At 66.3% G+C, this 13,717-nt stretch carries 10 protein-coding genes and 1 pseudogene; 6 read left to right on the forward strand and 5 right to left on the reverse strand.

Going from position 1 to position 13,717, the window contains the following annotated elements:
- Nucleotides 1–6: 6 nt before the first annotated feature.
- Nucleotides 7–990 (reverse strand): pirin family protein, encoded by a 984-nt coding sequence (locus ACX1DX_RS05870; RefSeq protein ID WP_459397943.1) that lies wholly within the window; start codon nt 988–990, stop codon nt 7–9.
- 49 nt (nt 991–1,039) lie between these two features.
- Here ACX1DX_RS05870 and ACX1DX_RS05875 point away from each other — a divergent pair, with 49 nt between their 5' ends.
- The 4 genes from ACX1DX_RS05875 (at nt 1,040) to ACX1DX_RS05890 (ending at nt 5,071) form a co-directional block, all read left to right on the forward strand.
- Nucleotides 1,040–2,290, forward strand: a complete 1,251-nt coding sequence (locus ACX1DX_RS05875; RefSeq protein ID WP_459397944.1) for a sensor histidine kinase — start codon at nt 1,040–1,042, stop codon at nt 2,288–2,290.
- 11 nt (nt 2,291–2,301) lie between these two features.
- Nucleotides 2,302–2,958 carry a response regulator gene (locus tag ACX1DX_RS05880; protein WP_459398186.1) on the forward strand — a complete coding sequence of 219 codons (657 nt, stop codon included), beginning with the start codon at nt 2,302–2,304 and terminating at the stop codon, nt 2,956–2,958.
- 68 nt (nt 2,959–3,026) lie between these two features.
- On the forward strand, nt 3,027–3,908 hold the full coding sequence (locus tag ACX1DX_RS05885; protein WP_459397945.1) for an ABC transporter ATP-binding protein: 882 nt from the start codon (nt 3,027–3,029) through the stop codon (nt 3,906–3,908).
- Nucleotides 3,905–5,071, forward strand: coding sequence for an ABC transporter permease (locus tag ACX1DX_RS05890; RefSeq protein ID WP_459397946.1), 1,167 nt, complete (start codon nt 3,905–3,907; stop codon nt 5,069–5,071). The genes ACX1DX_RS05885 and ACX1DX_RS05890 overlap by 4 nt, the downstream gene beginning before the upstream one ends.
- A 153-nt stretch (nt 5,072–5,224) precedes the next feature.
- On the opposite strand, the gene ACX1DX_RS05895 is transcribed toward ACX1DX_RS05890, so the two are convergent.
- Nucleotides 5,225–9,448, reverse strand: coding sequence for an Ig-like domain-containing protein (locus ACX1DX_RS05895; RefSeq protein WP_459397947.1), 4,224 nt, complete (start codon nt 9,446–9,448; stop codon nt 5,225–5,227).
- A 276-nt stretch (nt 9,449–9,724) separates the two neighbouring features.
- Between ACX1DX_RS05895 and ACX1DX_RS05900 the strand changes: the two genes are divergently transcribed.
- Both ACX1DX_RS05900 and ACX1DX_RS05905 read left to right on the forward strand, forming a co-directional pair.
- Nucleotides 9,725–10,903 carry an integrase catalytic domain-containing protein gene (locus tag ACX1DX_RS05900; RefSeq protein ID WP_459397948.1) on the forward strand — a complete coding sequence of 393 codons (1,179 nt, stop codon included), beginning with the start codon at nt 9,725–9,727 and terminating at the stop codon, nt 10,901–10,903.
- Between the two features lie 131 nt (nt 10,904–11,034).
- Nucleotides 11,035–12,069 carry a LacI family DNA-binding transcriptional regulator gene (locus tag ACX1DX_RS05905; protein ID WP_459397949.1) on the forward strand — a complete coding sequence of 345 codons (1,035 nt, stop codon included), beginning with the start codon at nt 11,035–11,037 and terminating at the stop codon, nt 12,067–12,069.
- A gap of 24 nt (nt 12,070–12,093) precedes the next feature.
- Here ACX1DX_RS05905 and ACX1DX_RS05910 read toward each other — a convergent pair whose 3' ends face one another.
- The 3 genes and pseudogenes from ACX1DX_RS05910 to ACX1DX_RS05920 form a co-directional block, all read right to left on the reverse strand.
- Nucleotides 12,094–12,231: a DUF3224 domain-containing protein gene (locus ACX1DX_RS05910; RefSeq protein ID WP_459397950.1), complete on the reverse strand. Its 138-nt coding sequence runs from the start codon at nt 12,229–12,231 to the stop codon at nt 12,094–12,096.
- On the reverse strand, nt 12,195–12,440 hold the full coding sequence (ctaF, locus tag ACX1DX_RS05915) for an aa3-type cytochrome oxidase subunit IV (RefSeq protein WP_459397951.1): 246 nt from the start codon (nt 12,438–12,440) through the stop codon (nt 12,195–12,197). Before ctaF ends, ACX1DX_RS05910 begins: the two co-directional genes overlap by 37 nt.
- Nucleotides 12,437–13,666, reverse strand: a pseudogene (locus ACX1DX_RS05920) (cbb3-type cytochrome c oxidase subunit I); the annotation flags it as partial. The pseudogene ACX1DX_RS05920 and the gene ctaF, both read right to left, overlap by 4 nt.
- Nucleotides 13,667–13,717 lie beyond the last annotated feature (51 nt).

Here is a 13,717-nt window from a genome sequence, read left to right on the forward strand (position 1 = left end):
GGGGCGTCAGCGCTGACGGCGGCGGAAGCGCGGCTTGAGGCGGATGTCCGGCAGCGGCGGTGCCTCCAGCTTCCGTAGGGCGCCGCGGTAACCGCGGACCCCGCCGAAGCGGTCGTCGTCGCGCTGCCAGGCGTCGCGCAGCTCGACGATCTCCTCGTGGCTGCGCCCGATGAAGTTCCACCACATGACGATCCCCTCCTCGAAGGGGGTGCCACCCAGCAGCATCACGCGCGCCGGCTTGTCACTCGGGTTCGACAGCCGGAGGTGGTTCAGGCCGGCGTCGCGGACGCCCATGACGTCCTTGTTGAGCGCCACGCCGTCCATCTCCACCACGCCCGAATCCACCAGCACACCGTGCTCGAACGAGCGGTCCACCTCGAACTCCCAGTCCGCGCCCGGACGCAGGATGATCTCCGCACCGAGCAGCGGCGTCTCCGTGGAGATGGGCGACGCGTCGCCCGTCAGCGAACCCACCATCACCTTGGCCGTGCCGCCGGGGATGTCGAGGAGTTCCGGGCGGTGGTGCTGGAAACCACGGTGCGTGTCCTTGGCGTGCTCCGGAAGCACCACCCACAACTGCACACCGTGCAGGAACTCCGTTTGGGGGGTCGACACCTCGGAGTGCGAGATGCCGTACCCGGACGTCATCAGGTTCACCTCGCCGGGCCGCACCAGGTCGTGGACGCCACCCGAATCCCGATGCTCGATCTCGCCGTCGAACAGCCAGCTCACCGTCTGCAGCGACGTGTGCGGATGGGGGGCCACGTCCATGCCGCAGGTGGCCTCCACCAGGTTGGGGCCGTAGTGGTCCGCGAAACACCACGCGCCGACGAACGAGCGTTCGAGTTGAGGGATGGTGCGTCGCACCGTCATGGCGCTGGGGCCCTCGCCCAGGCTCACCATCCGGGGTTGGAGCTGCTGGATCTCGGTGGGTCCGTGGTCCTCGTGCCCGCAGTCCAGCAGTTGGGGAGAGGTCTCGGTGTTGCTCATGAAGCAACGTTACTCGTCGCCCACGGGCGCCAGCCCTAGACTGCGGGACATGGTTGACGCGATCCGGGCATTCTTCGGCATGGATGAGGACTACGTCAGGCCCTCCCCCACCCGGCCCGCGTTCGGCGACGTGGCCGTGGCCTCGCTGCTCTGCATCATCTCGATGGCCACGGTGATGGTGTACTCAGAGATCGACGACATCAAGGACCACGTCGACGTGTGGCCGTCGCTGGGCGCCATCGCGCTGGCCGGGGTGTTGCTCGCGTACCGGCGGGTCTTCCCGATCACGGTCATGCTGCTGCTCACCGGCGTGCATTTCATCGTCGTGGGCAGCCTGTGGCCGGTCGTGTCCAGCACCCCGAGCATGCAGATCGTCTACTTCCTCGGCATCTACACCGCGCTGGCCTATGCGAAGCGCCGCGACACCCTCGCGCTCGCCGCCGGCGCCGTGGTCCTGGCCATGACGGTGTGGCTGATCGTGGACGACAGCTACAACCGCTCCATCAGTCCGGCCGAGTTCCATCCGACGGCGTGGTACTACGCGGCCACCCTGCTGATCAACGCTGCGTACTTCGGCGGCGCCATGTGGTTGGGCCGCAATGCCTGGCGGCAGGCCCGCGACGCCCACGATCTGGATGAGTCCAAGGCGCTGGTCACGCAGCAGGCACATCAACTTGCCGACCAGGCAGTGCTGGCGGAACGGCTGCGGATCGCCCGCGACCTGCACGATTCGGTCGCGCACCACATCTCGCTGATCGGTATCCAGACCGCCGCTGCCCGCCGGGCGATGGACGCCAAGCCGGAGTTGGCCGCCGAGGCGCTCGTCGAGGTCGAGGAGATGTCCCGCAGCGCCGTCTCGGAGCTGCGCACCCTGCTGGGCTCGCTCCGCGACGTCTCTCCCACCGCGGGGGCCGGCAGCTCCCTGGAGGCCCTCGAGGCGCTGTGTGAGGAGGCCTCGGGCGAGGGTCTCGACGTGAGCTACGAAATCGTCGGCGACCCCGCGCGGGCCGCCGAGCTCACCACCACCCAGAGCGGCGCCCTCCTACGCATCGCACAGGAGGCCCTCACCAACGTCCGTCGGCACTCGACGGCGGACCACGCCCGCGTGGTGGTCCGGCTCGGCGACACCACTGAAGTCGAGATCACCGACGACGGGATGCCCGTGCACTGCACCGCAGGCTCGGGCCTCGGCCACGTCGGCATGCGCGAGCGGATCGCCGCCCTGGGCGGCACCATCGACATCGGCCCCCGGGCCACCCGTGGCTACCGCGTCCACGCCGTCCTCCCACGAAGGGTTTGATCACCACCATGATCCGAGTCGCACTCGTCGACGACCAGGCGCTCGTGCGCCGCGCCTTCTCCCTGATGCTGAGCGTGGAGGACGACCTCGAACTCGTGGGGCAGGCGGCCGATGGGCAGGCCGCCGTCGAGCTGGCCACCGCCACCTCCCCCCACGTCATGCTGATGGACATCGAGATGCCGCGGATGAACGGGCTCGAGGCCACCCGCGCCGTGCGCGCCGCGGGCGACACCCAGGTGATCATCCTGACCACCTTCGACCGCAACGACTACCTGTTCGAGGCGCTCGATGCGGGGGCCGCCGGGTTCCTGCTCAAGAACTGCGAACCGGAGCGCCTGCTGGAGGCCATCCGCACCGTCGCCGACGGCGGGGCGCTGCTCGCGCCGGAGGTCACCCGCCGCGTCATCGAGCAGGCCGTGCAGGTCGTGCACCACATCACCGAACCCCATCCTGCCGTCGCGCGATTGACCCAACGGGAGCTGGATGTGCTGGCCGCCCTGGCGCAGGGGCTGAGCAACGCGGAGATCGCGCGCGACCTGTATGTGAGCGAGGCCACCGTGAAGAGCCACGTCTCCAGCTGCCTCGCCAAGCTCGGCGTGCGGGACCGGGTGCAGGCCGTCATCTTCGCGTTCGAGCATGGCCTGACCCGATCTCATCCGAAGGGATGAGGGCTGCCGACGAAGATGTGGCCGCGCGGGCGATGTCCTGACAACCGGACATCCGGCAGGCTGGTGCCATGCTCGAAATCCACTCTGTCACCCGAACATTCGGTGATCTCGCGGCCCTGAACGACGTGTCGTTCAGCGTCCCCGACGGCCGGTTCACCGGCTTCGTCGGCGGTAACGGCGCCGGCAAGACCACCACCATGCGCATCATCATGGGGGTGCTGTCCCCCACCTCCGGCGAGGTGCTGTGGAACGGCCACCCCATCACCGCCGAGGACCGCGCACAGTTCGGCTACATGCCGGAAGAACGTGGGCTCTACCCGAAGCAGCCCATCCTCGGGCAGCTCGCCTACCTCGGGGAGCTCCACGGCATGACCGCCGCGGACGCCAAGGCCGCGGCCCGGCAGCTGCTGGAGCGGTTCAACCTGGGCGAACGGACCGGCGACAAGCTGGAGAAGCTGTCGCTGGGCAACCAGCAGCGGGTCCAGATCGCCGGCGCGGTGATCGCCTCACCCAAGGCCCTCGTGCTGGACGAGCCGTTCAGCGGTCTCGACCCTGAGGCGGTCGACGAGATGTTCGCGCTGCTGACGGAGTTCACCAAGCGCGGCGTGCCGGTGCTGTTCTCGTCGCACCAGCTCGAGTTGGTGGAGCGGTTGTGCCACCAGATCGTGATCCTGCGCAAGGGAGAGGTGATCGCCTCGGGCAGCGTCGAAGCGCTGCGCTCGGCCGGCCCCAAGCACCACCGGATCCTGGCCGGCGCGGACCTGGGCTGGCTCCGCCACGAGGGCGGCGTCACCGTCATCGACCTCGACGGCCCCCAGGCGGAGGTCGCCTTCGCCGACGACAGCGTGGCCCAGCGCGTGCTGGCCGAGGCCATCAGCCGGGGCAGCGTCCATTCCTTCGGGCCGATCGTGCGGCCCCTCAGCGAGTACTACCGAGAGGTTTCCCGATGACCGACTCCACCCGCACCCGTACGGCACCCTGGGTCATCGTCGCCAAGCGCGAGATCATGGTGCAGCTGACGGACCGCGCCTTCTGGATCGGCACGCTCACCACCATCGTCCTCATCGCGCTCGGCTTCATCTTCGGCGGCCTGCTCGGGGGCAATTCCTCAGAGACCAAGGTGGCCGTGTCCTCCGACGCCGCCGCCACCGTCGTGGCGATGGCGCAGGAGCAGGGCAGCGGCAACTACACCGCCCTGCGCGTGCCTGAGGCCGACGTCATGACCGCCGTCGACGAGGGCGATGCCTCGGCCGCGCTGACCCACTCGGCGGCCGACGGCTGGAAGCTCACCGTCAAGGACCTGTTCGAGGCACCGGACCTCAGCGCCGCCGTCGCTGACTACCAGCTGGGCGTCAACGCCGCCGAGCACAACCTGGATCTGGCCGCGATCAGAGCGGGCACCGAGCTCGAACTGGTGACGATGGAGGACGAGGAGGGCCAGGGCATGGCGGTCATCATCTCGACCATCGCCTTCGCCCTGCTGTTCATGATGTCGGCGATGACGTTCGGCATGCAGATCGCCAACTCCGTGGTCACGGAGAAGGAGTCCCGCATCGTCGAGATCCTCGCCGCCGCCATCCCCACCCGGCAGTTGCTCCTCGGCAAGGTGGTGGGGAGCACCATCATGGCGCTGGCCCAGGTGGTCCTGATCGCCACCACGGCACTCGTCGGCCTCTCGCTGTCCGAATGGAGCAGCATGGTGGGTCTCGTCACGCCCGTCGTCGGCTGGTTCGTGTTGTTCTTCCTGGTCGGCTTCGCGTCGTTGGCGTGCCTGTGGGCCGCTGCGGGCGCCATGGCGACCCGCCACCAGGACCTCAACCAGACCACGACGCCCCTGATGACGATCGTGATGCTCGTCTACATGGCCGGTTTCCTCGCCCGTGGCGACGTGGCGCACGTCCTCAGCTACGTGCCGATCGCCTCCACCGTGTCGATGCCCGGCCGCCTCCTCAGCGGGGAGTCCACCTGGCTCGACGCCGGTCTGGCGATGGTCGTCGCGGTGGCGTTCATGGCCCTGTGCATCTGGCTCGGCTCGAAGATCTACCGCCGGGCCCTCATGCAGACCGGCTCCGTCCTGTCCTGGAAGGACGCCCTCCGGCGCCAGGCCGCCTGAGGACTTCTCGGGCTTCGCTTGGCGGAACGTTCCAACTCGGGATCGTGCGTGTCGAGTACTGCACGGGACGAAGCGACTGGTCCCCGGCGCCTCGAGTGAGGTGCCGGGGACCAGTCCTGGCTCTGCTCGCTGAGTGTGAAACTCAGAGACTTGTCATCGCCAACTAGGGTCGCCGAACATCACGATGTTGTTGACCACCCATTCGTTGTTCTGGCTGAACACGTACCCGCCCCCCGGCTTCGCGGTGGCCTTGTAGACCGTCACAGAAGCGTAGGACCGGCAGCCGTCACGCCCAGTCGCAGGAGTGCCACACTCCGTGCGCCACCGGCGTCCATCGCTGGTGGCCGTCCACTCGCCGGCGTTGGCCAGCGGGTTTGCGCCCCACGCCTCCTTGGTCATGAACGGCAGGTACGTGAGGTTGTTGAACGTCCATCCAGTGGTGCGGACGAACTTGCCATCCTTGATCAGCACCACCGTGGCCCAGATGTCCGTGCGGCAGCGCTCGGTCTGCGAGTATGGCTCACACTTCGTGTTCCAGTTGCGGCCGTTCAGGTTGAGATGCGGTCCCGGCAGCGTGTAGGGCGCTGTGCGTACGTACTCGAAGTCCGTTGGGGGTTCCGTCGGTGCGGGCTCTGTCGTAGGCGGTGTTGTGGGTTCCTCGATGCCGATGATCACCACAGCTGCCGATGTCCGCTCGGCTGCCCGGAAGCCTGGGGCCTCCGCAGCCACGCGGACCGACACGGCTTCGTCCACGTCGTCGGCGCCCGGTGTGTAGGACCGCTGAGTGGCGCCGGCGATCGCATCACCATTACGCAGCCATTGGTAGCTCAGAGTGGCTTCAGGATCCGAGACAACCACGGCGGTGAGCGCCTTCCCTTCCACTGGTTCGCCCTCGATCGTCAGGCTCTGGAGGTGTACCTGCCTGCGGAGCGTGAGCGTGTAGGTCTTCTGGGATCCGTCCGTCGCAGTCACGGTGATCGTGACGTGGTCATCCACCTGGCGGATGGCGACCTCTGCGTCCGCGTCGATGGGTACGGCGTGGATCTCAGAATTCGACCCCAGGACGGGAACCGTGTAATCCAGCACCTCTGGGTCGAAGCCATCGATGTCGAGACCATTGACGGTCAGGCGCGCCAGATCATTCGTCGAGACCGGTCCGGCCGCAGGGGCATGGAACTGGACCTCAGAAACGATCATGTGCGTTGAGGGGCGTGCCGTCAGAACGATGCGAACCGCAGCCGCCGTCACGTCCCCCAGGTCTACCTCGACCACCGGGCTGGTGGCCGAATCTGGCACGGTGACGGAGCTTCCGACATCGGTCCACACGTCGGACCCCGGAGCCCGGTACTGCGTCTGGAATTCGGCGGGGAACGACATGTCGGAGCCGTCCTTGTAGAAATGGACCGTCGTCGTGCGGACTGTTTCGGCCTCGTCGAACTCGTAGGTCAGTGTGTCCTGGCTATTCTTGTCGCCTGAGCGCCAGTTCGACCAGGCCTTATCTGTTAGGTTGCCGTTGCATGTCCGCGCTACGTCGTAGCCGGGCTCAGTAAATGTTGCTGAGGCTGTGCAACCGACGTCCAAGAGTTCAGATCCTGACGCCTCTGCCACGATGACGTACAGGACGGTCCGAATCGGATCCGCACCGGAGACCTCACTGGAGATGACACCGTGGACTGTGAGGACTCCGGGCTCAGCGAGCTGGGCATCGGTGAGCGCTGAGAGATCCCACTCCACCGGCGTCTGGAAGCGGCTACTTCCCGCACCAGCCTGTGCTGCGACCGTGTCCGGGACCCGCGCCGCGAGCTTCTCCACGCTGCTGCCGGCGAGCACCTTGACGGAGGCCGGGTCAGCATGGGTCAACGGCCCGACCTCGACGACCGCCGCCACGCCGGAGATGGCGTTACCGAAGAGGTCCGTGGCGGTACCGGTCACGTGGACGGTGCCAGGAGTGTCCCAGAAAGAAGCATGCGGCACCTGCCAATGGACGGGTACTGCGACTCCCTCACCCCAGCTGTAGACGGGCACCACCGTCGTCGGCAGTACCGGTGCCATGCCCAGTTCGGTGTGGACGCTGATCGGCTCAACCGTCGGCGCCTCAGAGACGCCGTTGACCAACCACCGCTGGTTCGCGGAATAGGTGTTGACCCACCATCCCACTGGTGCGTTCTCAGCAGTGGAGCCTCCGCCCACCTCGAGCACATTGCCGTTGAACCCGTTGGAGAACGTCCAGGTCTTGCCGCCATCCTCGGTGGTCGGATACCAGCGTGCGCCGGGATCAGCCTTGGCCTCAGTCAGGCTGTCGTAGGCACGCAGAGCTGAGCCCTCGGCGTCGATCACCGCGAAGGTGCCGTCGGCTGCGGACTCAAGGACGATCGCAGCTCGTCCTTCAACGAGGCCGCTCAGGGGAACCTCATGTGCGATCCAGGCCTGCCCGCGGGCCCCAGCACTGTCCTGGGCAGGGCTGGCGATCACCAGTCCCCCTTCTGCGCCTTGGGTGAGCGCCTTCGAGCTCTGGAGCCCGATCAGCTGGTACTTCTGGCCATCGGCCAGTTGCGGTGCGGACGGCGCCACGCCGCTCACGCCGTCGACCTCGAAGGTGGTGACGGACTGGGCAGGCACGGTCATGGTCGCCGTTTCAGCCGAACCCACGGCCACGGGCTCGCCTTGTATCAGGGCAGTAGAGAGATCGTTGATGGCCGGGGCCTGGGTCGTGACGTGTGGCGTCACGGTGGCGTTGTCCGCCACCGCCCCGAAACCGGAGAGATCCAGCTTGACGGTCTGCTCAGCGGTCGACGAGTTGATGTAGACGACGCTGAGATCGGTACCGTCGCCGCGGGTTGCCGCGGTCGCGTTGGTGTTGTCTGTCTGGATGAGCCGATCGCCGGGGGTGATGAAGTGCATGAAGTTGCGCATCGTGTTGAACTTCTGATTCGTCACGATCTTGCAGTCTTCGACCTCCGACACCGGGGTGCCATCGGCCAGAGCGTCGGCGACGCGACGCATGGACTTGAAGCCGATCGCACCTTCCTCATCGGCCACCTCGTCGCCATCGGCATCAACATGGCGGCAGTCAAAGTCGATGAAGATGGAACCCCAGTTGAGGTTCTCGCCCCTGGGTCGAGGCTGCTGCATGTTGTAGTAGTCCTCAACCTCTTGCCAGAGGATGTAGGCCTCTGGCTGAAGGAGCTTCAGGTCGTTGGTGATCTTCTGGGCCAGCCCCAGGCCGCCCGCCATCGACAGCGGGTCGAAGCCTGCGCCGACGAAGTCTCCGCCAGTCTCGGACATCCACAGGGGGACCTCGGCGCCTCGCGAGTAATCGCGCGCCTCACGGGCATTGCCATCCCAGTAGGTGTGGACGTTGATCTGACCAACGTTCTCCCGCGTCTGCGCGTCGTATGCCTTCCACGCCGTATTGAACTTCTGCGGGTTGGTCTCGTCGTTGGCAGAAACCACTGCGTCGAGCGTCGGGCTCTTCTCCAGTTCCGCAGCCAGGAGATTGATGAGGTTCTGCTGTTGACCCTCGCCCGGACCAGGGCAGATCTGGGCGCCTTCCTGCGTCAGGTTGGGGCTGTTGGTGGGGAGGGGAGTGATCCCGTCTGCCTCTCTGCCAGCCGGCGTTCCCCAATATCCGTTGCACGGCTCGTTGAAGGGCGTCAGAGACTGGAAGCTGACGCCGTACGTCTCCTCCAAATGCTCAGCAACGCGCAGGATGTACTTGGCGAACTTCTCCGGCGCGTTACCGGCGGTGCTCATCTGCTCGGCGGACGAGGGCGTGTTGCCCGAGGTGTAGCCCGATTTCGTCATGAAGTACGGCGGCGAGTTCGAGAACCCCTCCAGCACGAGGTCGTCGCGCTGCTCTGCGAGCTGCTCCAGCCACCAACGCTGGCTGGAATCCTTGGACCAGTCATAGTGCTCGGGGTTGTCGGGATCCCATGCCTCCAGCAGTCCCAGGCGGTCAGCGTAGTTGGTGGTGAGCTCGCCATAGAGGCTCTCAGCGTCGGTGCTGGAGTCCTCTGCCCAGAAGCCGTCTACAGCGCCGCCGGGACGGAAGTAGTCGCCAACATCGCTGGCTCGGCCACCACCGAAGTTGTACCTGGCCATGTTCATGTTCAACCCCTCTGGGCCAAACACCTTGTCGTAGAGCTCAGTGCGCAGTTCGTCCGGGTAGTTGCCGGTGGCGTTGGCGAACCAGACCAGGGAGTTGCCCCAGCCCTGGAATGGTGCCCCGGCGGTAGCGGGGTTGGGGGTGATCGTCACCGCCTCGGGCGCGGCGGATGCCTCGCCAAGGGAGCCGAGCAGTGACCCGCCCGCCAGAGCGAGAGCGGTGGCTGCAGCGAGCAGCCGTCGCCCGCGTCTTGCCTTCGATTGATGTGGCATGTGGAGCCTTCTTTCTCGAACCTCAACCGCGGTCCGTCTTTTTCCCTGCGCTGGCTTCTCGACGTTGATGACCCGGCCACGGAGGCTGGGTAGGCCAGCTCGAATGTCGACGTCAACACTGTACATGGATCCCTCCATCAGCGGAAGCAGGCGAGTTGACTCATCAGAAACCTCCGCTTGTGCGGGGTCGTTGCCTCGGGTAGAAACCTCCGGTTAGGTGTGTCGTTGCCTCGGGTGAGGACCTCCGCGTGAGCACCATCATGGATGGAGCTGACGATGGGCCAACGCAAGGCCGTCACGAAGATGAAGGCCCTGGCCTACCGGGGCGCCGACCGGGCGGGCAAGACCCGGATCTTGGACGAGCTGGTCGATCTGACCGGGTGGCACCGCGACTACGCCCGCGCGGCGTTACGGGATGCGCTGGTCCTCAAGGCGGTGATGCCGCGTAAGCCGCGGGCGCGGGTATACGGCGATGACCTGCTGCCCGCCCTGGTGCGGTGCTGGACGCTGTTGCGGGCGCCGGCGGGGAAGATCCTGGCGCCGTTCATGCCGGTCCTGGTGCCCCTGTTGCGCGCCGAGGACGAGATCGATGTCGACGACGCGCAGGCGGGGTTGCTGGCGGGGATCTCGGCGGCCACCATCGACCGGATGCTCGCCGGCGAACGCCAACGGATGACGCTGCGGGGTCGGACGCGTACCAAGCCCGGGTCGTTGTTGAAACACCAGATCCCGATCCGCACGTTCGCTGAGTGGGACGACGCGACGCCGGGGTTCGTCGAGATCGACCTGGTCGCCCACGACGGTGGGGTCGCCTCGGGCGAGTACTGCTACACGTTGACGATGACCGATGTGGCGACGGGGTGGACGGTGAACCGGTCGGTGCCGAACCGGGCCCGCCGGTGGGTGATCGAGGCCATCGACCACGCCGCCGGGATGTTCCCGTTCCCGATCGTGGGGATCGACTCCGACAACGGATCGGAGTTCATCAACCACCACTTCCTGCACTACTGCGAGACCCGCAAGATCACGTTCACCCGCGGGCGGGCGGGGAAGAAGAACGACGGCTGCTATGTGGAGCAGAAGAACTGGGCCCGCGTGCGGGAGTTGGTCGGCTACTACCGTTACGACACCGAGGCCGAGCTCGACCTCCTCAACCAGATCTGGGCCTTGGACGACGCGTTCGCGAACTACTTCCTGCCCAGCCTGAAGCTGGCGTCCAAGCACCGCGACGGCGCCAAGGTCGTCAAGAGGTACCACCAGGCCGCCACCCCACACCAGCGTGCCCTCGCGCACCCCGCGACCCGGAAACGGCCGGTCATCACGATGAACGCCCGGTTCAAGAAGCTTCGCCTCGGTGCCCTGCAACGCGAGATCCTCCACCACACCGGCCGCCTCGAAGCCCTCGCCCAGGCCAAGGGCCGCACCGCCCGGCAACGCCGGACCGCGACCGGCTAACCGGAGGAAACAGGTGAGGCAACGACCTGGCGAACCGGAGGTATTGACATGAGGCATCACGGCAGGGGGTCAGAAGGTCGGCTTCGCGCCGTGCAATGGGAACGTCAACATGACCAGGCTAGGATGGGCCCATGGTTGATAGTCCGGCGCAGGCTCGCTCATCTCGGACGGGGCCCTCCATCGGCGACGTCGCCAAGCTGGCGGGTGTTTCAACCCAGACCGTCTCCAGGGTGGCTAACGGCTTCGACAAGGTGACGCCGAAGACCCGTGACAGGGTTCTCGAGGCCATGGCCAAACTGGGCTACTCGCCCAATCTTGCCGCCCGTGCGTTGCGGAGGGGATCCTTCCGCACCATCGGGCTGATGGGACATCGATTCGAGCGCACGGGCGAGGCGCTGACCACGTCCGCCGTGATCGCCGCCGCCACGGCTCAGGACTATGCGGTGACGATCGTGACAGTGCACGACTCCGAAGGGACGAGCTGGACCAACGCTGCGTCGAGACTCTCCAGCCAGGCCACCGACGGCCTCGTGATTCTGCGAGCAGAAGGTACCCCGGAGCAGTTGTCGCTCCCGCCCGGCTTTCCAGTGGCGGTCTCCGATTCCCGGCTCGCGGGGCGCTACCCATCTGTGGGGTCCGATCACGCGCAGGGCAGCCAGCTGGCTACCAGCCATCTCCTGGATCTCGGCCACCAGCAGGTGCACCACATCTCTGGCCCCGTCGACTCGGATCCCGCGATGGTTCGGCAGGCTGCTTGGCGCGGATGCCTGCAGCGCCTGGGCATTCGTCCTCCTGAGGTGCTCGTGGGTGACTGGTCTGCCGAATCGGGGTATGAGTTAGCTCAACGGCTGGCCGCTGACGAGAATGTGACCGCCCTCTACTGCGCCAACGACGAAATGGCGATCGGCGCCATGCGAGCCTTCATGGAGGCGGGGCGCCGGGTGCCGGAGGACGTCTCCATCGTCGGCTTTGACGACTTGACACTGAGCGCTCAGCTGCCCATTCCCCTCACGACTGTGCGCCAGGACTTCCATGCCATCGGGGAGCAGGCTGTAGGCCTCGTGCTCGAGCAGATCAGGGCGCAGGGCGCTGTCCCGCTGAGCAGACGAGTGACCATACCTACTGAACTGGTCGTCCGCGGAACAACGGATCCGCCGCCCTCGTGAGGCTACTCGGCTCCCAGAAGGTGCTTAGCCCAGCTCGAACGTGATGTGATGCTCACCCACCTGGTCGATCTCAAGCGTGAGGGTCCCCGTCACGTCCTGGAGTTCGCCGGTGCCTGAACCAGGCACTATCTCGTAGCGCAGTTCCTGGGAACCACCGCGCATGGTGCCGCACTGCTGGAAGGCGACCACGCCCTGTCGGCGTCGAAGTTGCGCGCCTGGAGCGTCAGGAAGGCCGCGATGAAGCCGCCGAGGAACCCGGTGGCCCCCAGCACGAACGTGCCCGCGATCTCACCCGACACGAACCAGTAGATGGGCGTGACGATCGCGAAGAAGACGAAGATGAACCAGAAAGAGTACTTCTCGGGCTTCACTTGACGGAACCTTCCAGCTCGGGATCGTGCGTGTCATCGTCGAGCAGTTCGCCCGGGTCATCGTGGTGGCGCGCTGCGAGCTCCGGACGGGCCGCATCCAGCGCGGGGCTGTTGGACCGCACGCGGGGCAGCGAGTCGAAGTTGTGACGCGGCGGCGGGCAGGAGGTGGCCCACTCGAGCGAGCGGCCCCAGCCCCACGGGTCGTTGACGTTGACCAACGGTGCCTTGCGGGTGATCCACACGTTCCACAGGAACGGCAGCATCGAGACACCGAGCAGGAACGCGCCGAACGTCGACACCTGGTTCAGGAAGGTGAAGCCCTCCCAGGCACCGTAGTCTGCGATGCGCCTCTGCATGCCCCCGACGCCCAGCCAGTGCTGCACGAGGAAGGTGGTGTGGAAGCCGATGAAGAGCGTCCAGAAGTGGATGTTGCCCCAGGTCTCGTTGAGCATCCGGCCGGTGAACTTCGGCCACCAGTAGTAGAACCCGGCGAACATCGCGAACACGACGGTGCCGAACAGCACGTAGTGGAAGTGGGCCACGACGAAGTAGGTGTCCGTGACCTGGAAGTCCAGTGCGGGCGACGCCAGGATGATGCCCGTGAGGCCGCCGAAGAGGAACGTGACGAGGAACCCGATGGCAAATGACATCGACGTGTTCAACGTCAACGATCCCCGCCACATCGTCCCCACCCAGTTGAAGAACTTCACGCCGGTCGGCACGCCGATCAGGTATGACATGAACGCGAAGAACGGCAGGTTCACCGCGCCGGTGGCGAACATGTGGTGGGCCCAGACGGACACCGACAGCGCGCCGATCGCCAGCGTGGCGAACACCAGGCCGTAGTAGCCGAACACCGGCTTGCGGCTGAAGGCGCTCAGCACCTCCGTGATGATGCCGAAGAACGGCAACGCCACCACATAGACCTCCGGATGGCCGAAGAACCAGAACAGGTGCTGCCACAGCACCGGCCCACCCGAGGAGGGGCCGAACACGTGGGAGCCGAGCACGCGGTCTGACTCCAGCACGAGGAGGCCGACGGCGAGCACGGGGAACGCGATGATGACCATGATGGAGGTGACCAGGATGTTCCAGGAGAAGATCGGCATCCGGAACATGGTCATGCCCGGGGCCCGCATGGTGATGACCGTCGTGATGAAGTTGACCGAGCCGAGGATCGACGAGAGACCCAGCAGGTAGAGGCCCATGGCCCAGAGGTCGTGGCCCGGCATCGCCAGCCCCGCCCCCAGCCGTCAAGGCAAAGGCAAAGACCCGCC

This window comes from Tessaracoccus zhenghani (assembly GCF_054552775.1).